The sequence below is a fragment of the Streptomyces sp. NBC_00250 genome (genome assembly GCF_036192275.1).
GTDB lineage: Bacteria > Actinomycetota > Actinomycetes > Streptomycetales > Streptomycetaceae > Streptomyces.
In genome coordinates this window covers 8,524,921-8,545,280 of the sequence record NZ_CP108088.1, presented here as the reverse complement: position 1 = coordinate 8,545,280, position 20,360 = coordinate 8,524,921, and the positions used below count along the sequence as shown (strand labels likewise).

Genomic DNA, 20,360 nt, shown 5'->3' with positions numbered 1-20,360 from the left:
CGTGAGCGTCCCCGTACCCGAGTACGTGCCGGACTTCCGGCCCACCCATGTCGTACCGCGCGCCGGTCTGGACGCCTGGGAGGCGCCGGACCCGGGGCTGCCGACGACGCCGCTCGACGCGTTCCTGCCGGTACGTCTGGAGGAGCGGGCCGGTGACTGGGGACGGGTCCTCTGCTCCAACGGCTGGACGGCGTGGGTCGACGCGCGGCTCCTCGTCACCGTCCCGGACGACCCGCCGGCGGCGGGGCGGCCGCTCACCAGGACCGCGGATCCGCGTCCGCTGATCGCCCGCGCCGAGGACGCGCTCGGACGCTACCGGCGGGCCGCGGAGGCGCTGGGAGCGGGGCGCCTCGACGGCGAGAACTTCCGGCTGCGGACGCGCGGGCTGCGGGTGGGCATGGTCGTGGACGGCGAGTCGGTGTGGCTGTACGACGCCGAGCACGAGCGGTGGGTGTACTGCGACGGGGTGGGGCTGAGTACGTACGCCGCATCGGCGTCGCCCTCGGTCGCCGCTCCTGTCACGGACGCGGCGAAGCCGGAGGAGGAGTCGGAGGAGGAGCCGGCCGGTGAGCGGGATGCCGCCGCACCTCCCGTACACGAGCCCACCCAGGTGGTGCTGCGCGGCGATCCGCCGCCGGCCGCCGAACCGACCCCCACCCAGGTGGTGCCGCAGGTGGACCCCGGGGCCGAGGCCGATCCGCCGACGGAGGTCGTACCGCAGGTGGACCCGGTCGCCGAGGCCGAGCCGCCGACGGAACTCGTGCCGCAGGTGGACCCGGCCGCCGGCCCTCCGCCCACCCAGGTGGTGCCGCAGGTGGACCCCGCTGCGGCCGCCGGGCCGCCGCCGACGCAGGTCGTGGAGCGGCCGCCGCCCGCGACGGGCGGTGAGGGCTGATGGCCGACGCGCCGCGCGAGGACCCGGAGCTGCCGGCGGGCCGCCCCTCGGGGCTCCTCGGCAAGGAGATCGCGGGCTACCGCGTGGAGGGCGAGATCGGGCGCGGCGGGATGGCGGTCGTGTACCGGGCGCGGGATCTGCGGCTCGACCGGACGGTGGCGCTGAAGCTGCTCGCCCCCGAGCTGGCCCGCAACGACACCTTCCGCAAGCGCTTCGCGCACGAGTCCCGGGTCGCCGCGTCGATCGACCACCCCCACATCGTGCCGGTCTTCGAGGCGGGCGAGACGGAGGGCGTCCTGTACATCGCCATGCGGTACGTGGCGGGGCAGGACCTGGTGGCGCTGCTGGACCGCGAGGGGCCGCTGTCGCCCGTGAAGGCGGGGCGGATCGCCGTGCAGGTGGCTTCGGCCCTGGACGCGGCGCACGCGCACGACCTGGTGCACCGGGATGTGAAGCCCGGCAACATCCTGGTCGCGGAGGGCACCGACCGGGACCATCCGGAGCATGTGTACCTCACGGACTTCGGCCTGACGAAGAAGTCGCTGTCGCTGACCGGGTTCACCACGGTGGGCGAGTTCGTGGGCACGCTGGACTATGTGGCACCCGAGCAGATCTCGGGGAAGCCGGTGGACGGCCGGTGCGATGTGTACAGCCTCGCGTGTGTGGTGTTCGAGACGCTGGTGGGTGCGCCGCCGTTCCGCCGTGACACCGACTGGGCCGTGCTGTGGGCGCAGCAGTACGATCCGCCTCCGCCGCTCTCCGAGGTGCGTCCCGGGCTGCCGGAGGCGGCGGACGCGGTGTTCGCCAAGGCGCTGGCGAAGACGCCCGAGGAGCGGTACGGGACGTGCCTGGAGTTCGTGACCGAGCTACGCGCGACCCTGACCGCGGACGGTGGCGGCCCGATCGTGACCAAGGGCCCCGAACCGCTCGCACCGCCACGGGCCCCGCCCGCGTGGGCGAGGCCGATGTTCCGCGAACTGTAGGCGGCACCGGGGGGCACGGCCTCTCCGCGCGCCTGAGTACCCCACCCCCTGCCCCTACCCCTGCCCCTGCCCCTGCCCCTGCCCCTGAGTACCGGACCCCTCGGGCCCGGAACCCGGGCGTGCGAAAGGACGTCCTTACGGGCCGGGGGTCCGGGTGAACCGGGCGGGGAGAGGGGACGAAGGTGGATCTGTTCGACGGAGAGCTGGGCGGGAGCGACGAACACGACGTGGACGCCGGGGGTGGCTGCTCCTGGTTCTACGTGGTCCTGATCGGGCTGCTGATCCTCGTGGTCGTCGTCATGAACTGGTTCGTCGACTTCGTCAGAAGCCTCTTCTGACGGGTCCTACGACTCCTGCGACTCCTCGGCCTCCCACTGGGCCTCGACACGCTGGCCGAAGGGCACCCAGAAGGTCGACCACCTCGCCGGCCGGTCGTGGAGGTCGACCACCAGACGGGTGAGCAGCTCCTCCCTGAAGGCCGCCGCGAACAGGCCGCCTTCGAGCTGATGACCGTTGACGACGAGCGAGGGCGTTCCGGGTCCGTTCGGGTCGTCGCCGGTGTTCTCGTAGGCCTTCTCGGAGGCGGTCACGAACGCCTTGTACTTCATGGTCCTGACGGCGGCGTCGAAGGCGGCACTGCGCAGCCCGGGCACCTGGTCGGCGAGTTTCAGAAGGCGTTCGGTGGTGAAGCCGCCCGAGCCCTCCACGACGACCTGGTTCCGGAACAGCACGGCGTGGTACTCGACGAACTTGCCCCGGTCCAGCGCCGCGCGCAGGGCGTTCACGGCCCGCTTCGACCCGTCACCGCCGAGCCGGTCGTCCTTGAAGGAGGCGAAGGTGTACTCGACGCGGATCTCCCGGCTGAGGACCAGCTTCCGAACGGCCTTGGCGCCGGTCCGTTCGAACTCCTCGACCACGGGGCACCGCGGGTCCTCCAGCAGATGCACGACAGACCTGGCTTCGGGGTTGCCGACCACCACGGTGGTTCCGTCCGCCGACAGACGTTCGAGCAGCTCGGCGGACGACGTGTAACGCGCCGAAGCGGCCTGTGACTCCGGCCCGGCATCCCCCGCGTCTGCCGAACCTGTCCTGCTGGTCGAGCAGCCCGCGAGCACGACCCCGACGACACTGACCGCGATGACGGCCCGTGCCGTTCTTCCACTCTTCATCAGATCCGTTTCCCCTCCCTGTGAACGAACGGACTTTATGCGTCCGGAACGCTGTTCGCACATGCGTTTAAGAGGTCATCTCATTTGGTGAGTCTGCGGTAGCAGATGAGGGTGCAGGCGATGCTGGTGAAGGCGAGGAAGTCGTCGGCCTTGCGTTCGTAGCGACGTGGAGTCGTCGGCAGCCGGCGAGCCGGGCCATGGTGCGTTCGATGGTCCAGCGGTGGCGGCCCAGTCGCTGCGAGGACTCGACGCCCTTACGGGCGATGCGGTGGGCGATGCCGCGCTCGCACAGCCATCGCCGCAGGTGGGAGTAGTCGTAGCCGTTGTCACCGTGGAGCTTGCCGGCCTTGCGTCGCCGACGTCCGCGGCGGGAGCCGATCGGTGGGATGCCCTTTACCGGCGGGATCAGGGCCTGGCTGTCATGCAGGTTCGCCGCCGAGATTGCGACAGAGATGGGCAGACCCGTCCGCTCGGTGATCAAGTGCATCTTCGACCCGTACTTGCCCCGGTCGACAGGATTCGGACCCGTCAGGTCCCCCTTTTCAGGGCCCGCATGTTCACCGAGTCGATCGCGCAGCGGGACCAGTCCCGCTCGCCTCGGGACCCGAGCTCGTCGAGGACCAGACGGTAGAGCTTGGCCCACACCCTGGCCTTCATCCACTCAGAGAAGCGCCGGCGGGCCGTCGCTCCCGACGGCCCGAACGACGCGGACGGCAACTGCTGCCACGTGCAGCCCGACGTGGCCACGAACACGATCAACGGTACGCGGACGGGGCCGCCGGCGCCCTGATGTGCCTCGTCCGCCCGGCGTCCGAGCAGCGCTTCGGTGAGGGCTTCGATGATCCCGTGCTGTCGCGGCGCATGCCGTGGCGCTTGTGCTTCCCGGAGCAATAGGGGGTGTCGGCGGCGATGCGGTCGATCGGCAGCGGGGTGCCGTCGAGGATGACGAACGCCTTCTCCTGGATCGTCCGCATCACCTCGGCCAGGGACGGGGCGAGGGGGCAGGACCTCGACGGCTTCACGTATGGAGCGGTAGACGGTCGCGATCCCGATGCCGAACCCGGCGGCGAGCTGGGCATGGGTGTCACCGCACCGCAAGTGGGACAGGGCGGGCAGGGCTTGACGTGCGGCGGGAAGACGCCGCCAACGTGTCCCGATCTCCTGGCAGACACGGGTGATCTTGGTTGAGAACCCGTCTGCCAGGAGCTTCGTGGTGACGCATGCGTGTCCAGCTCGCGGTCGACACCACAGGCTTGGAAAAGGCTCAGGGATGACCTCCGGTCATGGCCGGGCGCACCACAAGCGCACCGGATCACGCGGAGAACAGTGGGAAATCATGGTGAGATGGTGGCTGACCCCGAGAAAGGTCCCGCGATGATCTACAGCTGAACGGCGGGATCAATCGCTCTCACCACGTGACCATCCGTGGTCCCGCCCGTGCATGTCCAGACCGGGGTCTCATGGACGTAACCCACATGCAGACCGCGGCCGTGCTCGCCGCAGACGGGCCAGGTCACGCGATGGTGGCTCATGACGAATTCCTGCACTCCTTCTGCCACAGCACACAGAACCTCTTCCGAATCGGGTGTGGAGACCTCCGCCGACTTGATGTGGACCACGCCGACCGGTCCCAGTTCCGGGTCGCGAACGTATGTGATGTAGGTGAAGTCGTCGCCGGTGGTCGCTTTCCCGGTGTCCTGCTCCGCCGACTTGGTGACCGTCTCGAAGGCCGATCTCGCCATGGAGAAGGTTCGCGCGGTCCAGGATTCACAGAACTCCGGTTCCGGAATTTCTCCACGCTCGCCGTACAGCTCGGCCATCCACGTCAGCACCTCCTCGGGGAGTTGCTCCCCGTGCCGCCAGACCGCTCGCAGCATCCGGTCCTGCCAGTCCGAGAAATTCGACATCATCGTTGCCTTCCGATGGCAATGAAAGCCGGGGGAGAAGTGGCTGCCCACTTCTCCCCCGGCGGTGATCAACCCGAAGGGTCTCAGGTGGAGAGACCGTAGACGTTCCTGCATGACAGCCAGGCCCTGATCCCGCTGGTAAAGGGCATCCCACCGATCCGCTCCCGCCAAGCCGCGGACGTCGGCGACGCAAGGCCGGCAAGCTCCACGGTGACAAGGGCTACGACTGCTCCCACCTGCGGCGATGGCTGTGCGAGCGCGGCATCGCCCACCGCATCGCCCGTAAGGGCGTCGAGTCCTCGCAGCGACTGGGCCGCCACCGCTGGACCATCGAACGCGCCATGGCCCGGCTCGCCGGCTGCCGACGACTCCACCGTCGCTACGAACGCAAGGCCGACGACTTCCTCGCCTTCACCAGCATCGCCTGCACCCTCATCTGCTACCGCAGACTCACCAAAAGAGATGACCTCTAACGCGCCGCCGCGTGGCACGGGGCGCGGACGACGATCCCAGGGGCAGGAGGGGGCCCGGGAGGGGGTCAGGAGGGGGGCGGGAAGGGCTACGGCCGGGACGGCGTCTTGGGTTCCTCGGTCTCGCCCTTGCGGTGGACCCGGGTGGCGAGGAGGCCGCCCAGGAAGCCGAAGAACAGGCCCCAGAGGAGGGCGAAGCCGACCGTCTTCCAGATGTGCGGGCGCAGGATGACCTCGCCGCCGAGGGAGTCCAGTTCGCCGATGCCGAGGACGGAGAGGCCGAAGCGGGCCTCCACCAGGGTCAGGGGGGCCGCGACCAGCATCGTCAGGGCGAAGGCGATGCCCAGGTGCAGGGCGTGCTGCCAGGGCCGGATCCTGGCCGGGGAGCGGACCGCGGCCAGGAAGGCGACGGCGAGGACCAGGACGGCGGCCACGGGGAGCAGCCACCAGGCCCGGGCGTCCTGCGCGGCGAGCGAGTTCAGGTCGATCGTCGAGAGGTCCTCGCTGTCGCCCGTGCCGCCCTGGCGCAGGACGGCGTCGAGGACCTGCGGCATGGGCAGGCCGAAGGGACCGTCGACCCTGCCCTCCCAGGAGCCGCCGATGCCGACGCCGAGGGCGAGCCAGGTGACGTTGGGCAGGCCGAGGAGGAGGACGGCGAGGGTCTCGGCGGCGTGCCCCTTGACCGCCGCGACCACGAGTCCGATCACCAGGCCCACGACCACGTACGCGAGGAGCAGCAGGAGCATCGCGTACGCCGCCGGCCGAACGGGTTCGTGGTAGCGCACCAGCCGGGGCGGCAGCGGGGTCCTGCGGGAGACGAGGAGCGCCACGACCAGCACGCCGAGGATCCACAGGAGCCCGTAGAACAGGGTGGGCCCGAGGTCGGTGCGGAAGCCGACGGTGGGGTTCACGGCGTCGAGGAGCTCGCCGAAGATGTCCATGAGGGAGCCCTGCTCGTCCCTGCCGCCGATGGTGAGGGGGAAGTCGTGCCGGGCGACGGCGGAGATGCCCGCGAGGGCTGCCAGCCAGAGGACGACCGTGCTCGCGGCGCGCATCAGGAGTTCGCGGGAGCTGGTCACGGCGTGGTGGCGCAGCGGGCGGAGGAAGCAGAAGCCGGTGACCAGTGCGCCCACCAGGGTGACGGTCAGGGGCATGGCGGTGAGTTCGGCCTGGGTTCCGGCGAGGGCTCCGGCGTCGCCGGAGAGTTCGATCTTTCCGCCGGCGGCCATGACGACGACGGCGGCGAGGACGGCGGTGAAACCGCCGGGCAGGTCGCCCGCGCCCGCGGCCCAGAGGCCCAGGCCCGCGGTGACGCCCATCGCGACGTACCCGGCGACCACCGCGGCCAGGGCCTGGAGGCCGACGCGGGCGAGGAGCCCGGTGGAGGTCGCGGCGGGCCGCGTGGAGGTGGGGAGCCGACTGCTCACCCTGCCCACGCTAGTACCGGCAGCGGTCGGGCGCTTGCGGACGGTACCCGTGGCGGTGACGGTCGGGCGCTCGCGGGCGGGCCGGTGGTGGTCGCGGGCGGGGCCGGTGACGGTCGGGCGGTCGCGGGCGGGGCCGGTCGCGTGGGGCCGTGCCGGTCGTGTGGGGCTGTGCCGGTCGGGGTCCTCCGCTTGCGGGCGGGCACCGTTCGGCGCACACAATGGGCCCGGAACGGAAGAAAGGGAAAAACGTGACTTCCCACCCGCCGTCCGGCCCTCCGTCGGTACCTCCCGCAGGTCCCCCCTCCGGCCCTCTCTCGGGCCCGAGCACACGCCCGGGAAGCGCCGGTCCGCCACCACCCCCCGGACCTCCCCACGACGGTTCGGGGGGCGGCTCGGGCGGCGGCGGTTCGTCGGGCGGCTCCGGGAGCGGCGGTACCGGCGGTACCGGCGGCGCCAGTGGCGGCGGCGCCGGGAACGGCGGCTCCAAGGGCCCCTGGTGGCGTTCCGTCCCGAAGGTCGCCTCGGTCACCGCCATCCTGGTCGCGGCCGCCGCCCTGGCCGTCGTGCTCACCAACAGCCCCGACGACAAGGGCGACACGGCGGGTTCCGGTGGCGGCGAGGTGTTCCTCCAGAACGCGGCCGCGTCCGGCCCCGACCCGTTCACCCGGTCGACGGCCCGCACGGACACCGCCTCCGCCCCTCCGGCCTCGCTGCCGCCCCGTACCAGCTCGACCACCCCCGAGGTGTCGGGCTCGACCCCCGGGCTCTACGGCGGGACGCAGTCGGTGGCCAGCTGCAACGTGGAACAGCAGATCCGCTTCCTCTCCGGCGAACCCTCGAAGAACACCGCCTTCGCCTCCGTCCTCGGCATCGCCGGAAACCAGGTCCCGGGCTATCTCCGCTCCCTGACCCCGCTTCAGCTCCGCGCCGACACCCGGGTGACGAATCACGGGTACCGGGACGGCTCCGCCACCACGTACCAGGCGGTGCTCCAGTCAGGGACCGCGGTCCTGGTCGACAGTCGCGGGGTGCCCCGGGTGCGCTGCGCCTGCGGCAACCCGCTGACCGATCCGGTGGCGCAGAAGACACCCCGGACGACGGGCACGGCGTGGCAGGGGTACAGCTCCGACCAGGTGATCGTGGTGGCTCCGTCCGTGACGGTCGTGAACGTCTTCGTGGTGTACGACCCGAAGGACGACAGCTGGTTCGCGCGGAAGCACGGCGACCACGGCCGCAACGACCACCCGACCCCACCGCCTCCCCCGCCGCCCACCAGGTCCCCGTCGACCTCCGCGTCGACGTCCCCGTCCACGTCCGTCTCCCCGTCGTCGCCGGTGCCGTGCGTGACGGTGACGGGCACGGAGACCCCGACGCCGAGCGGTGGGGTCACGCCGTCTCCGTGCCCCGAGACCCTCTCCCCCTCGGCGTCGACGTCCTCGCCGCCGACGTCTCCCTCCGACACGTCACCGTCGACCGACACGTCGCCGCCCGACAGCTCACCGGCGGACGACTCGTCGCCGTCGACCCAGTCGTCGGGTCCCGAGTCCGCACCGGTCACGGACGGTTCGGCCGCCGCCAGCTCCCCGGCGAACGTCGCCCCGCTGACGCCGTCGAACACGGCCTCGGGTTCCCCCTCGGTCCCGGCGTCCGGTCCGGGAGCGGCGCCGTGGTCCCCGTCCGGCGGGGCCGGCCGTCAGCCCGTGGTCTGATCGCGCTCAGCGGGACGCAGGTCCCCGTACCCCCGTCCCGGTCGATTCCCTTCGACGGGGTGCGGGGGTACGGGCGTTCCGGCGCAGGACTCGGGCCTCGCCCGGGAGGAGCGCCGGGCCGGGCACGGTCAGCACCGGGCAGCCCGCACTCTTCAGCACGGCCCGCAGCACCGGACGGCGGCGCAACCGGGCCGCCCGGCCGCGGCCGGGCGCCGAGCCGAGGACGAGCAGGTCGCCGGGGCGGTCCGCCACCCGGCGCAGGGCGGCCGCCGGGGTGCCCCTGACGGCCCGGCCCTCGAAGGCGAGGCCGGCGGGAATGCCACCGAGTCCGTCGACGACGGCGTCCTCCAGGCGCCGGCGTGCGTCCTCGGCCCACATCCGTGCCCAGGCCCGGTCGGGCATCCGGGCGTACAGGGCCTCACCCTCCGGCGGTTCCCAGACCAGGATCGCGAGCAGCTGAACGCCGTCGTGGCGGGCGAGCACGGCCGCGGACCGCAGGGCGGCGAGCGAGGCGAGTGAACCGGTCACGCCGACGACGATCCGACCGACGGAGCCGGGGGCGAGGCCGCTGCCCGACCCGGTGGACCCGCCGGTGGACCCGTCGGTGGACCCGCCGGTCACGGCTGTTCCACGGGGCGAGGGCGGACGGGGCTGGAGGTCGCCTTCGTCTCGGAACGCGGGGTACGCGAGGTCCGCAGGGCCCGGCGGAGCCAGGCTCCGACCGGCAGGGGCCGGGCCGCCCGCTCCTCCGCACGCTGCTGCCACATCCGCTCGTCACGGTCGGTGAAGTGTCCGGACATCGGTCGTCTCCTTTCCCTTGTTCAAGGTGGCCACCAGGCCACTGGAAAGGAGTCTGTAACCTTATTGGCCCGGACAGCAGAGCCAATGAGGAGTGATTGGCATGACAGTGGCACGTGTGGTCCACACAGCGGACCGGACCCTGACGGGCCGCCAGCTGGCGTCGCTCCTCACCCCACCCCCCGAGGGCCGGTTCGGCTACCGCGAGCTCGCGCGGGCCGTACGGGAAGCCCTGCTCGACGGGCGGGTGGCCCTGCGGCTGCGGCTGCCGGCCGAGCGGGAGCTGGCCACGGTGCTCGCCGTGAGCCGGACGACGGTCACGGGGGCGTACGACCTGCTCCGCGAGAGCGGATACGCGCACAGCCGACGCGGCGCGGGCACCTGGACCGCGCTCCCGGAGGGCCAGGCGCCGACCGCACTCGGCGCCTTCCACGACGACGCCGGGGCGACCATCGACCTCGCCCTGGCCGCGCCGGAGGCCCCGGCCGAGGAACTCTCCGCCGCGCTCGCGGTGGCCGCCGCCGAACTGCCCCGTTACGCCGGCTCGCAGGGCTACCACCCGTACGGACTGCCCGCGCTGCGCGCCGCCGTCGCCGCCCGCTACACGGCGCGGGGCCTGCCGACCCGCCCGGAGCAGATCCTCGTCACGACGGGCGCGCAGCAGGCCCTTTCGCTCGGGCTCACGCTGCTCGGCCGGGCCGGAGACCGGGTGCTCGCCGAGAACCCCTCGTACACCAACGCTCTCGACGCGATGCGGAGCCGGATGCTCCGCATCACGCCGGTGCCCGTCACCGAGACCGGCTGGGACACCGGGCTCGTCGAGGCGGCGCTCCGGCAGACCGCGCCGCGCCTGGCCTATCTGATCCCCGACTTCCACAACCCGACCGGGCACCTGATGCCGCAGGAGCAGCGCCGGGACCTGGCGCGGGCCGCGCGGGCCACCGGGACCTGGCTGGTGGTGGACGAGACGCTGACCGACATCGCCCTGGACGTGCCCGCGCCCCTGCCGTTCGCGGCCGCGGCCGGCGGGGGCGACAGCGAGCAGATCGTCTCGGTCGGCTCGCTGAGCAAGAGCTGCTGGGGCGGCCTCCGGGTCGGCTGGGTGCGGGCCGCTTCCCGGGTCGTGACCGAGCTGGCCCGGGTACGGATCACCGCCGACCTGTCCGGTTCCGTACTGGACCAGCTGGTGGCCGTCGCCCTCATGGACCGGCTCGACGTGATCCTGCCGAAGCGTGTCGAGGAGCTGCGGCTGCGCCGGGACGCGCTGGCCTCGGCGCTCGCCCGCCATGTGCCCGAGTGGCGGTGGACGGTGCCGCCCGGCGGGATGTGCCTGTGGATCGACCTGGGCCGTCCGGCCGTCTCGGCCCTCGCGGCCCGCGGCCTGCGGCACGGGGTACGGGTGGAGGGCGGCGCCCGGTTCGGGGTGGACCCCGGCACGCACGAGCACCGGCTGCGCCTTCCGTACACCCTGCCCGTGGAGGTGTACGAACCGGCGGCCGAGCGGCTCGCGGCGGCCCTCGACGGGGCACCCGGCCGCTTCGCCGACCCGGCGCTGCCGGACTGGGTGGCCTGAAGGACCTACGCGGTCGGCTCGGGGCCGTACTCCCTCGCCTGCGGGCCGTACGTACTTATTCGGGTGCCCGTCCGCGAGGGTCCATGTACGGTCCACCGAGTGGAACCACTGACCGACAAACAGATCCGCTCGTCCTTCGTGAACTGCACCAAGGGCGAGGCGGCACGCCTCAAACTGCCGCTCGACTTCGCAGAACTCCCCTGGGACGACCTGGACTTCCTCGGCTGGGTCGACCCGGGCGCGCCGCTCCGCGCGCACCTGGTCGTCCCCCGCGCGGACGGGCCGGTCGGGGTGAGCCTGCGGGTGCCGGCCGCCGGGCGGACCAGCGCGATGAAGTCGAGCATGTGCCAGGTCTGTCTGACCGGGCACGCCTCCTCGGGCGTCACGCTGCTCGTGGCGCCGCTGGCCGGGACCCGCGGCCGTGAGGGGAACACCGTCGGGATCTACCTCTGCGCCGACCTCGCCTGTTCCCTGTACGTCCGGGGCAAGCGGCAGCCGAAGCTGCGCGGGCGGCGCCAGGAGGAGTCCCTCACGGTCGACGAGCAGGTCGCCCGTCTGACGGGCAACCTGGACGCGTTCGTGGACCGGGTGACGGCGGGCTGAGCAGCCCGTCGGATCCGGTCAGCGGATCCGGTCAGCGGAAGGCCTGTTCTCCGGTGAGCGCCTTGCCGATGACCAGGGAGTGGACCTCGCTCGTGCCCTCGTAGGTGAGCACCGACTCCAGGTTGTTGGCGTGGCGCAGCACCGGGTACTCCAGGGTGATGCCGTTGGCACCCAGGATCGTGCGGCACTCGCGGGCGATCGTGATGGCCTCGCGTACGTTGTTCAGCTTGCCCACGCTGACCTGCTCGGCGGTGAGCGCGCCCGCGTCCTTGAGCCGCCCCAGGTGGAGGGCGAGCAGCATGCCCTTGCCGAGTTCGACGGACATGTCGGCGAGCTTCTGCTGTGTCAGCTGGTACGAGGCGAGGGAACGGGCGAAGACGATCCGGTCGCGTGCGTAGGAGATCGCCGTCTCCAGGCAGTCGCGGGCGGCGCCGAGCGCGCCGAAGACGATGCCGAAGCGGGCCTCGTTGAGGCAGCCGAGCGGGCCGGAGAGGCCCCGGGCGTCCGGCAGCATCGCGTCGGCGGGGAGGCGCACGTCCTCCAGGACCAGTTCGCTGGTGACGCTCGCGCGCAGGGACAGCTTCATCTTGATCTCGGGGGCGCTGAACCCGGGCGTCCCGGCCGGGACGAGGAAGCCTCGTACGCCGTCCTCGGTGCGGGCCCAGACGACGGCGACATCGGCCACCGAGCCGTTGGTGATCCACATCTTGGTGCCGTTGAGGATCCAGTCGGATCCGTCGCGCTTGGCGTTGGTGCGCATGGCGCCGGGGTCGGAACCGGCGTCGGGCTCGGTGAGACCGAAGCAGCCGATGTACTCGCCGGCGGCCATCTTGGGCAGCCAGCGCTGCTTCTGCTCCTCGGAGCCGTACTTCCAGATCGCGTACATGGCGAGCGAGCCCTGTACGGAGACGAGCGAGCGCAGCCCGGAGTCGACGGCCTCCAGCTCCAGACAGGCGAGGCCGTACGCCACGGAGTTGGTGCCCGCGCAGCCGTAGCCCTCCAGGTGCATGCCGAGTACGCCGATGCCACCGAGGGTGCGGGCGAGTTCGCGGGCGGGGATCTCGCCCTTCTCGAACCAGTCGGCGACGTGCGGGCGCAGCTCGCGGTCGGCGACGGCACGCACGGTACGGCGGATCTCGCGCTCCTCGTCCGTCAGCAGTCCGTCGATGGCGAGCAGGTCGAAGGGGTGGACGGGGGCGGAGCTGGACTGCGGCGACTTCACGGACGGCCTCCTGGCGGCTGTGGCAACTCGGCGAGCCGAAGCGTAGCCGTAGATGGGATATTGGATCCAGTATTGAAAATGCGATATCCCGCCCGTACGGTCCGATGGGATCCGATCGCCAGTGAGGGAGAGCGGAATGCGCGCAGATCAGCCGGGAACGACGGCGGCAGGTGCCCTGTCCGGGATCGTCGTCGCCGACTTCGGCCGGGTCCTCGCGGGGCCGTACATGACAATGCTCCTCGCCGATCTGGGCGCGGACGTGATCAAGATCGAACGGCCCGGTTCCGGTGACGACACGCGCGCGTGGGGTCCGCCGTTCGCGGACGGCGAGGCCACCTACTTCCTCGGGGTGAACCGGAACAAGCGCTCCGTCGCGCTCGACCTCACCGACCCCGGGGACCTGGCGGCGGCGCGCGCGATCGTGGACCGCGCGGACGTCCTGGTGGAGAACTTCCGCCCGGGCACGATGGAGAAGCTCGGCCTCGGGTACGAGGACGTGCGGGAGTCCAACCCCGGACTCGTCTACTGCTCGGTGACCGGCTTCGGCACCGACGGAGGGGCCCGGCTGCCCGGCTACGACCTGCTCGTCCAGGCCATGGGCGGTCTCATGAGCGTGACGGGCGAGCCGGACGGTCAGGGAACGAAGGCCGGGGTCGCCCTGGTCGACGTCATCACCGGGCTGCACGCGGGCCTCGGCGTCCTCGCCGCCCTCCGGCACCGGGAGCGCACCGGCGAGGGCCAGCGGGTCGAGGTCTCCCTGCTCTCCTCCCTCCTCTCGGCGCTCACCAATCAGGCGGCCGCCCACCTCGGGGCCGGGGTCGTGCCGCGCGCGATGGGCAATCGGCATCCGAGCATCGCCCCGTACGAGGTGTTCGAGGCGCAGGACCGGCCGCTGGTCCTGGCCGTGGGCAACGACCGGCAGTTCCGGGTCCTGTGCGAGCGCCTCGGTCTGCCCGGGCTCGCCGAGGATCCGCGCTTCGCGACCAACACGGCCCGCGTCGCCCACCGGGAGGAGCTGGTCGCGGCGCTCACCGGGCCGTTGGGCACCCGTACCGCCGACAGCTGGTTCGAGGAGCTCACCGCGGCCGGGGTGCCGTGCGGGCCGATCAACGACCTGGCCGCCGCCTTCGACCTCGCGGACCGGCTGGGGCTCGCCCCACGGGTCCCGGAGTCCGCGGCCGGCCCCGGCCAGGTCGCCCATCCGATCCGGCTCGGCGCGACCCCGCCCACCTACCGTGCCGCTCCGCCGCGTCTGGGCGAGCACACGGAGGGTTTGCTGGCGGAGCTGGGACGGCCTGTCCACAGGGGCTCAGCGGCGAACGGCCGCGCGTAGGAAGATGGTCGGCACCGGTGGAGAGATCGTCCGGTGGGCAATGCGAGGGAAACGGAAGGTCACAGGCGATGAGCAGCGTGGTGCAGAGGCGGCGGCCGCAGACCGCCCAGCAGTTCGTCCTGGAGGAACTGCGGCGCGCCATCACCAGCGGGGAACTCCGGCCCGGCGGGCAGATCCGCCAGGACGCCCTCGCGGCCCGGTTCGAGGTGAGCCGGGTGCCGTTGCGCGAGGCCCTGAAGGCCCTGGAGGCCGAGGGTCTGGTCGTCCATCACATACACCGGGGGTACTTCGTCGCGGAGCTCTCGCTCGCCGATCTGGAGGAGATCTACCGGATCCGTGAGCTCCTGGAGACGGAGGCCGTTCGGATGGCCGTTCGGCGGATGCCGGACGGCATCGTGGCCGCCCTGGAGCGGGTCCAGCGCGAGGTGGAACTGGCGGCCGACGAGGGCGACGTGCCGGCGATGGCCGCGGCGAACCGGCTCTTCCATTTCACTCTCATCGAAGCGTCGGGGATGCCGCGCCTGGTCCGTCTGATCGCGACCCTGTGGGACTCCACCGATGCGTACCGCTCGCTCTACTACACCGAGGACCCGCACCGGAAGCAGGCCGTGCGCGAGCATCGCGCCGTCATCTCGGCACTCCGGCACGGCGACGAGGAGGCCACCGTCCGGTGGCTCGACGAGCACCGGGCCCATGCCGTGGCGGCGCTGCGCGAGGTCCTGGACCTGGAGCGGGACTGAGCGCGGTGCGATGCCCCCGAGGGGCGTAAATCGGATGCCCGGGGCCGTGCCGCCTCATAGGCTCCTCGGCATGCATCATGGGGGATTGATCAACATCGTCGACGTCGAGGCGACCTGCTGGGACGGCGAGCGCCCGCCCGGCGCGGTCAGCGAGATCATCGAGATCGGGCTGACGGTCGTCGACCTGAACGCCGGTGAGCGGGTCTCGCGGCACCGGATCCTGGTGCGGCCGACTCGCTCCGAGGTCAGCGCCTTCTGCACCGAACTGACCGGTCTCACCCAGGCGGAGGTCGACACCGGCCTGGACTTCGCCGCCGCCTGCCGGCTGCTCGCGACCACGTACGAGTCAGGGGCGCGGCCCTGGGCGAGCTGGGGCGACTACGACCGCAAGCAGTTCACCCACCAGTGTCGGGTGACGGGCACCCCGTACCCCTTCGGGCGGCACCACACCAACGCCAAGGCGGTGTTCACCGAGGGGTACGGCCTTCGCAAGCGCCCCGGCATGGCGCGCGCGCTGGAGGTCGCGGGGCTGCCTCTGGAGGGGCGTCATCACCGGGGCGAGGACGACGCCTGGAACATCGCGGCGTTGGTGCTGCTGCTCGCGGAGCGGGACGCGTGGCCGTCGGTCGGAGCGGTGGACGTTCCGTAGGCGGCTCCCGGGCCTGCGGTTACCCTGGCGCCGGACGCGAGGAGGAACCATGGGGCGGATGCCGTCGGCCGAACGACGCAGACAACTGGTCGACGCGGCGATCAGGGCGATGACCAGGGACGGGGTCGCCCGGACCACCACCCGGTCGATCTGTGCCGAGGCGGGTGTCTCGCTGAGCGTCTTCCACTACTGCTTCGAATCCAAGCAGGCCCTCCTCGAAGCCGCGATCGAGACGATCAACAGCAACTACGTGGCGCGGGTGATGTCGGCGGTCGAGCCGGGCGCCACCCTGCGCGAGACCGTACGGGGCGCGCTCCAGACGTACTGGGACCATGTCACCGCCCACCCCGGCGAGCACATGCTGACCTACGACCTCACCCAGTACGCCCTGCGCGAGCCGGGGTTCGAGCATCTGGCACGGGCTCAGTACGAGCAGTACGTGGCGTCGGCGGGCGAGCTCGTCGAGCAGGTCCGCGCGGTGCGGGACCTCGATCCGCGGGTTCCGGTGGACTCGATCGCGCGGTACCTGGCGGCGGCGATCGACGGCCTCACCCTCCAGTTCCTGGTCCTCGGCGACGAGAAGACCGCCGCGACGCAGCTGGATCTGACGGCCGATCAACTGGTCTCGCTGATCGAGGGAAAGACCCGCTAGCGCGCTGCCCGGTCGGACCTCCGCACTCACGAACAGGTCATCTGTCCCGGACTATTGACTCACTGTCTCAAGACCGCGATTCTCGGGGCGCCCGGTACTCCCCCACCGTCCGGAGGCATCGCTGACCATGACTCGACCCATTTCGCGCGGGACCGGCGGCAGACCCGCCCTCCTTGCGCTGTTCCTCGCCCTGGCCGCCGTCCTCTTCGGCTCCGGTCCCGTGCCCGCGGCCGCCGCCGCGGGCACGTGGTGGGAGCCCACGTCCCGGCCGGCCGCCGACTCGCAGATCAACGTCACGGGTGCGCCGTTCACGGGAACGGACGCCCAGGGGAAGGTGCGCGGCTTCGTCGACGCGCACAACCACCTGATGTCCAACGAGGGGTTCGGCGGCCGCATGATCTGCGGCAAGCCGTTCTCGACGGCGGGCGTCGCGGACGCGCTCAAGGACTGTCCGGAGCACTACCCGGACGGTTCGGGCGCCCTCTTCGAACACCTCACCGGCGGCGACAACGGCAAGCACGACCCGGTGGGCTGGCCCACGTTCAAGGACTGGCCCGCCAACAACTCCCTGAGCCACCAGCAGAACTACTACGCCTGGGTCGAGCGGGCCTGGCGCGGCGGCCAGCGCGTCCTGGTCAACGACCTCGTCACCAACGGTCTGATCTGCTCGCTCCTGCCCCGCGACCGCGGCTGCGACGAGATGGACGCCATCCGGCTCGAAGCCCGCAAGACGTACGAGATGCAGGACTACGTCGACGGGATGTACGGCGGCCCCGGTAAGGGCTGGTTCCGGATCGTCACCAGTGCCGCCCAGGCCCGCTCGGTGATCGAGCAGGGCAAGCTCGCGGTCGTCCTCGGCGTGGAGACCTCGGAGCCCTTCGGCTGCAAGCAGATCCTCGACGTCGCCCAGTGCGGCAAGGAGGACATCGACAAGGGGCTCGACGAGCTGTACTCGCTCGGCGTGCGCAGCATGTTCCTCTGCCACAAGTTCGACAACGCGCTGTGCGGCGTCCGGTTCGACAGCGGGACCACGGGCGTGGCCGTCAACATCGGCCAGTTCCTGTCCACGGGCACCTTCTGGGCCACCGAGAAGTGCGCGGGGCCGCAGCACGACAACCCCATCGGACTGGCCGCCGCACCCGCCGCGATGGCGGCCAAGCTGCCGGCGGGGGTGGGCGTCCCCTCGTACGCCTCCGACGCACGGTGCAACACGCGCGGGCTCACCCGGCTCGGGGAGTACGCCGTGAAGGGCATGGTCCAGCGCGGCATGATGCTGGAGCTCGACCACATGAGCGTCAAGGCCGCGGGCCGGGCGCTCGACATGCTGGAGGCCGAGGAGTACCCGGGCGTGCTCTCCAGCCACAGCTGGATGGACCTGGACTGGACCGAGCGGCTGTACCGCCTCGGCGGCTTCGCCGCCTCGTACATGCACAACGCCCAGGGGTTCGTCGGTGAGGCGGGACAGAAGGCGGCCCTGCGCAAGAAGTACGGCGTCGGGTTCGGCTACGGCACCGACATGAACGGGGTCGGCGGCTGGCCGGGCCCGGTCGGCCCCGACGCCCCGAACGCGGTGAAGTACCCCTTCCGCAGCTTCGACGGCGGTTCCGTCCTCGACCGCCAGGTCACCGGTGAGCGCACCTGGGACCTCAACACCGACGGAGCCGCGCACAACGGCCTCGTACCGGACTGGATCGAGCAGATCCGGCTCACGGACGGCGGACCGGGGGTCGTGGACGAGCTGTCACGGGGTGCGGAGTCGTACCTCACCACGTGGAAGCGGACCGAGGACCACGAGCCGGGGGTGAACCTCGCGTCCGGGCAGCCGGTGTCGGCCTCCACCACCCAGTGGTGGAACCCCTTCGTCAACTTCTCGCCCGGTCTCACGGTCGACGGCGACACGGGGACCCGCTGGGCCAGCGAGTGGTCGGACGACCAGTGGCTCCAGGTGGACCTGGGCTCCGTGCGCCGGGTCGGACGGGTCACGCTGGACTGGGAGCGGGCGTACGCGCGCGCGTACCGGATCGAGCTGTCCGACGACGGCACCAACTGGCGGACCGCGTGGTCCACGGACGCGGGTGACGGCGGCTACGACACGGCGGAATTCGCCTCGCAGTCGGCCCGGTACCTGCGGGTCCACGGAGTGAAGCGGGCCACGGAGTGGGGCTACTCGCTCTATGAGGTGTCCGTCAACAGGTCCTGACAGCGGGACACGAGAGGGGCCTGCCGGACGCGGATCCGGCAGGCCCCTTTTCTCGTGCCCGGAGGGGCTACAGGGAGCGGCAGAGCAGGGCGTCGGGGGTCTTGCCCTTCGCCCAGGCTCCGGTGAAGGCGATCCCGGCGGCGTACTCGCCGGTGGCGCACTGTCCCTTGTAGTTGCCGGCGGCGAACTCGCCGCCGGGCCCGCCTGCCGGGCGGTTGTCGCCCCGGTCGAACCAGAGCGTGCGGCCGGTCACCGGCAGGGCGCGGGACGCGGCGGTGCAGAGCACGGCGGAGACGGCCTGGCCGCGCACGCTGTACCCGGTCATGAACTGGTCGCGAGGGCACTGGAGTTTGGTGTACCCACCGGCCCAGTCGCCCTCCTTGACGTACCGTTCGTCGGTCACGACGGTGAACCCGCCCGTCGGGGCGTCGAGTCGGGGTGCTCCCGCGTCCGTGCAGAGACCGCGTCCGTCGCGGTGGGCGAGGCCGACGATCCGCTGCCCGTCGGGGCAGACGCCCTTGCGGGCGCCCTGGTCCCAGTCGCCCCGGGCCCGGGTGCGGAGCGACTGCACGGCGTCCGCGTGGTCGAGGTTCAGCATGTTCCAGCGGTCGACGACCGGAACGGGTCCGGTGAGGCCGGGCGCGGTGACGAGCCGGCGCCAGTCGGGGGCGCGCCAGTCGTCGCCGTCGAGTATGCCGGAGCGCCGCCCCTCGGTGTCGTAGTCGAGGAGCTTCCAGCGTCCGTGTCCCGTGAAGCCGACGAGGGGCCAGTAGGCGAAGTCGGTGTCGTTCGCGACGAGGTAGTCGACGAGGTTCCCGAACCAGGCGCGGGCCTGGGGGTTGGTCTCGTCGGCGCCGATGCCGAACTCGCTGATCCACACGGGGGCGGTGTAGTGACGGCCGGTGTCGGCGGCGACGAAGAAGGCCTGCCGCCGCAGGGTGGCGAACAGCTCGTCGCGGGAGAGTTCCTGGTAGCGCCAGTCGTGGGTCTCGCCGGTGCCGGTCGCACCGGTGTGGTTCGGTCCGGTGTAGCCGTAGAAGTGGGCCGAGTAGACGAGTTTCCCGGAGGCGACGAGGGTGTGGGAGAGGGTGCGCGCCGGCTCCAGGGTGGGCCGCCCGTGCGGGAGTCCGTCGGCGGGTATCCCCTGCCAGTTGATGCCCTCGACGATGACGAGGAGGTCGGGGTTGGCCTCGGTGAGGAGCCGGTCGCCGAGGCGCTGGGTGGCCGCCCACCAGTCGTGCCCGTCGCCCCAGCCCCAGTTGGCGTCGTCGGTGATCGTGCGGCGCACCTCGTTGTAGAGGTCGGCACCGACGACCCGCTTGTCGTTCTTGTAGCGCTTGGCCAGGAACAGCCAGTCGGCCTCCCACTGGGCGGCACTCTGACTGGTGTTCCAGCGTTCGTTGCCGTCGAGGCCGCAACACCAACGGGAGGTGTTGGTGTGGTTGTTGAGGATGACGGCGAAGCCCTCCGCGGTGGTCGCGGCGACGACCGCGTCGAAGACCTGGAGCGGGGTCTTGCCGCGCAGCTGGGGGTTGGCCGCGACCGCGGCGTCGGGGACGGGCCGCTGATCGTGGAGCATCTCGTTGGAGAACGGCAGGCGGAGGCTGTTGATGCCGAGGGCATGGAAGTCGGCGAGGATGGTGGCGACGGGCGCGCGGTCGAGGCCCAGCGGCAGTTGGTCGGACTTCTCCGCGTCGTGGTGCGCGGCGGGGTCGGCGATGTCACCCGAGCCGTTCCACGAGCCCTGTGCGCCGTGCCAGTTGGCCGACTTGAGCTTGAAGCGGTCGCCGTTCGCGTCGACGACGTACCGGCCTCGGGTGCTCAGGGGCGGCTGCCAGCTGTCGGCGAGGTCACCGTCCGCCGCCGAGGCCGTGGTGGAGACCGAGGGGACCGCAGGGGCCGCCGGGGCCGCAGGTGCTCCGGCGGCCAGGAGCGCCACGGCGAGCGCGGCCCTCAGGAGTGTTCTCTTCACAGGGTCCTTCCGAGGTGAGGGGTGTCAGCCGGCCGACGGGTGTCAGCCGACCGGGGGC

At 71.8% G+C, this 20,360-nt stretch carries 18 protein-coding genes and 3 pseudogenes; 12 read left to right on the top strand and 9 right to left on the bottom strand.

Annotation, left to right across the window (positions count from 1 at the left end):
* Nucleotide 1: 1 nt before the first annotated feature.
* The 3 genes from OG259_RS38525 (at nt 2) to OG259_RS38515 (ending at nt 2,216) form a co-directional block, all read left to right on the top strand.
* A complete protein-coding gene (locus tag OG259_RS38525) occupies nt 2–895 on the top strand; it encodes a hypothetical protein (protein ID WP_328946486.1) in 894 nt (297 codons plus the stop codon).
* Nucleotides 895–1,878: a serine/threonine-protein kinase gene (locus OG259_RS38520; protein WP_328946485.1), complete on the top strand. Its 984-nt coding sequence runs from the start codon at nt 895–897 to the stop codon at nt 1,876–1,878. Before OG259_RS38525 ends, OG259_RS38520 begins: the two co-directional genes overlap by 1 nt.
* 182 nt (nt 1,879–2,060) lie before the next feature.
* Nucleotides 2,061–2,216 carry a hypothetical protein gene (locus OG259_RS38515; protein ID WP_328946484.1) on the top strand — a complete coding sequence of 52 codons (156 nt, stop codon included), beginning with the start codon at nt 2,061–2,063 and terminating at the stop codon, nt 2,214–2,216.
* A gap of 6 nt (nt 2,217–2,222) precedes the next feature.
* On the opposite strand, the gene OG259_RS38510 is transcribed toward OG259_RS38515, so the two are convergent.
* The 4 genes and pseudogenes from OG259_RS38510 to OG259_RS38495 all read right to left on the bottom strand — a co-directional run bounded on the left by OG259_RS38510 (nt 2,223) and on the right by OG259_RS38495 (nt 5,005).
* Nucleotides 2,223–3,047, bottom strand: a complete 825-nt coding sequence (locus OG259_RS38510) for a DsbA family protein (protein ID WP_328946483.1) — start codon at nt 3,045–3,047, stop codon at nt 2,223–2,225.
* Between the two features lie 80 nt (nt 3,048–3,127).
* Nucleotides 3,128–3,803 (bottom strand): annotated as a pseudogene (locus tag OG259_RS38505) (IS5 family transposase); the annotation flags it as partial.
* Between the two features lie 3 nt (nt 3,804–3,806).
* Nucleotides 3,807–4,250, bottom strand: a pseudogene (locus OG259_RS38500) (helix-turn-helix domain-containing protein); the annotation flags it as partial.
* Nucleotides 4,251–4,426: 176 nt separating this feature from the next.
* On the bottom strand, nt 4,427–5,005 hold the full coding sequence (locus OG259_RS38495) for a hypothetical protein (RefSeq protein ID WP_328947343.1): 579 nt from the start codon (nt 5,003–5,005) through the stop codon (nt 4,427–4,429).
* Nucleotides 5,006–5,062: 57 nt separating this feature from the next.
* On the opposite strand from OG259_RS38495, the pseudogene OG259_RS38490 reads away from it, so the two are divergent.
* Nucleotides 5,063–5,427, top strand: a pseudogene (locus tag OG259_RS38490) (transposase); the annotation flags it as partial.
* A gap of 86 nt (nt 5,428–5,513) precedes the next feature.
* On the opposite strand, the gene OG259_RS38485 reads toward OG259_RS38490, so the two are convergent.
* Nucleotides 5,514–6,860 carry a streptophobe family protein gene (locus OG259_RS38485; protein ID WP_328947304.1) on the bottom strand — a complete coding sequence of 449 codons (1,347 nt, stop codon included), beginning with the start codon at nt 6,858–6,860 and terminating at the stop codon, nt 5,514–5,516.
* A gap of 239 nt (nt 6,861–7,099) precedes the next feature.
* On the opposite strand from OG259_RS38485, the gene OG259_RS38480 reads away from it, so the two are divergent.
* The gene (locus tag OG259_RS38480; protein ID WP_328946482.1) at nt 7,100–8,560 is read left to right on the top strand and encodes a DUF6777 domain-containing protein; all 1,461 of its coding nucleotides are present in this window, start codon (nt 7,100–7,102) and stop codon (nt 8,558–8,560) included.
* A 6-nt stretch (nt 8,561–8,566) separates the two neighbouring features.
* On the opposite strand, the gene OG259_RS38475 is transcribed toward OG259_RS38480, so the two are convergent.
* Nucleotides 8,567–9,181, bottom strand: coding sequence for a universal stress protein (locus tag OG259_RS38475; RefSeq protein ID WP_328946481.1), 615 nt, complete (start codon nt 9,179–9,181; stop codon nt 8,567–8,569).
* Complete coding sequence (locus OG259_RS38470) at nt 9,178–9,360, bottom strand: hypothetical protein (RefSeq protein WP_328946480.1); 183 nt, start codon at nt 9,358–9,360, stop codon at nt 9,178–9,180. The genes OG259_RS38475 and OG259_RS38470 overlap by 4 nt, the downstream gene beginning before the upstream one ends.
* Before the next feature lie 101 nt (nt 9,361–9,461).
* On the opposite strand from OG259_RS38470, the gene yczR reads away from it, so the two are divergent.
* Complete coding sequence (yczR, locus tag OG259_RS38465) at nt 9,462–10,931, top strand: MocR-like transcription factor YczR (protein WP_328946479.1); 1,470 nt, start codon at nt 9,462–9,464, stop codon at nt 10,929–10,931.
* 99 nt (nt 10,932–11,030) lie between these two features.
* On the top strand, nt 11,031–11,534 hold the full coding sequence (locus OG259_RS38460; RefSeq protein ID WP_328946478.1) for an FBP domain-containing protein: 504 nt from the start codon (nt 11,031–11,033) through the stop codon (nt 11,532–11,534).
* Between the two features lie 31 nt (nt 11,535–11,565).
* On the opposite strand, the gene OG259_RS38455 is transcribed toward OG259_RS38460, so the two are convergent.
* On the bottom strand, nt 11,566–12,756 hold the full coding sequence (locus tag OG259_RS38455; RefSeq protein WP_328946477.1) for an acyl-CoA dehydrogenase family protein: 1,191 nt from the start codon (nt 12,754–12,756) through the stop codon (nt 11,566–11,568).
* A gap of 136 nt (nt 12,757–12,892) precedes the next feature.
* Here OG259_RS38455 and OG259_RS38450 point away from each other — a divergent pair, with 136 nt between their 5' ends.
* The 5 genes from OG259_RS38450 to OG259_RS38430 all read left to right on the top strand — a co-directional run bounded on the left by OG259_RS38450 (nt 12,893) and on the right by OG259_RS38430 (nt 18,330).
* Nucleotides 12,893–14,089, top strand: a complete 1,197-nt coding sequence (locus OG259_RS38450; protein WP_328946476.1) for a CaiB/BaiF CoA transferase family protein — start codon at nt 12,893–12,895, stop codon at nt 14,087–14,089.
* A gap of 68 nt (nt 14,090–14,157) precedes the next feature.
* On the top strand, nt 14,158–14,829 hold the full coding sequence (locus OG259_RS38445; protein WP_328946475.1) for a GntR family transcriptional regulator: 672 nt from the start codon (nt 14,158–14,160) through the stop codon (nt 14,827–14,829).
* A 70-nt stretch (nt 14,830–14,899) separates the two neighbouring features.
* Nucleotides 14,900–15,478, top strand: coding sequence for a 3'-5' exonuclease (locus OG259_RS38440; protein WP_328946474.1), 579 nt, complete (start codon nt 14,900–14,902; stop codon nt 15,476–15,478).
* 49 nt (nt 15,479–15,527) lie between these two features.
* Nucleotides 15,528–16,130 (top strand): TetR/AcrR family transcriptional regulator, encoded by a 603-nt coding sequence (locus tag OG259_RS38435; protein WP_328946473.1) that lies wholly within the window; start codon nt 15,528–15,530, stop codon nt 16,128–16,130.
* A gap of 127 nt (nt 16,131–16,257) precedes the next feature.
* The gene (locus OG259_RS38430; RefSeq protein WP_328946472.1) at nt 16,258–18,330 is read left to right on the top strand and encodes a galactose-binding domain-containing protein; all 2,073 of its coding nucleotides are present in this window, start codon (nt 16,258–16,260) and stop codon (nt 18,328–18,330) included.
* Nucleotides 18,331–18,397: 67 nt separating this feature from the next.
* Here the strand turns inward: OG259_RS38430 and OG259_RS38425 are convergent, their stop codons facing one another.
* Nucleotides 18,398–20,302 carry a glycoside hydrolase family 5 protein gene (locus tag OG259_RS38425; RefSeq protein ID WP_328946471.1) on the bottom strand — a complete coding sequence of 635 codons (1,905 nt, stop codon included), beginning with the start codon at nt 20,300–20,302 and terminating at the stop codon, nt 18,398–18,400.
* Nucleotides 20,303–20,360 lie beyond the last annotated feature (58 nt).

Bases quoted from the DNA above. Each gene is read 5' to 3' on its own strand.
- OG259_RS38430 (WP_328946472.1), top strand. From the start codon at position 16,258: ATGACTCGACCCATTTCGCGCGGGACCGGCGGCAGACCCGCCCTCCTT.
- yczR (WP_328946479.1), top strand. From the start codon at position 9,462: ATGACAGTGGCACGTGTGGTCCACACAGCGGACCGGACCCTGACGGGC.
- OG259_RS38440 (WP_328946474.1), top strand. From the start codon at position 14,900: ATGCATCATGGGGGATTGATCAACATCGTCGACGTCGAGGCGACCTGC.
- OG259_RS38470 (WP_328946480.1), bottom strand. From the start codon at position 9,360: ATGTCCGGACACTTCACCGACCGTGACGAGCGGATGTGGCAGCAGCGT.
- OG259_RS38445 (WP_328946475.1), top strand. From the start codon at position 14,158: ATGAGCAGCGTGGTGCAGAGGCGGCGGCCGCAGACCGCCCAGCAGTTC.
- OG259_RS38450 (WP_328946476.1), top strand. From the start codon at position 12,893: ATGCGCGCAGATCAGCCGGGAACGACGGCGGCAGGTGCCCTGTCCGGG.
- OG259_RS38510 (WP_328946483.1), bottom strand. From the start codon at position 3,047: ATGAAGAGTGGAAGAACGGCACGGGCCGTCATCGCGGTCAGTGTCGTC.
- OG259_RS38520 (WP_328946485.1), top strand. From the start codon at position 895: ATGGCCGACGCGCCGCGCGAGGACCCGGAGCTGCCGGCGGGCCGCCCC.
- OG259_RS38435 (WP_328946473.1), top strand. From the start codon at position 15,528: ATGGGGCGGATGCCGTCGGCCGAACGACGCAGACAACTGGTCGACGCG.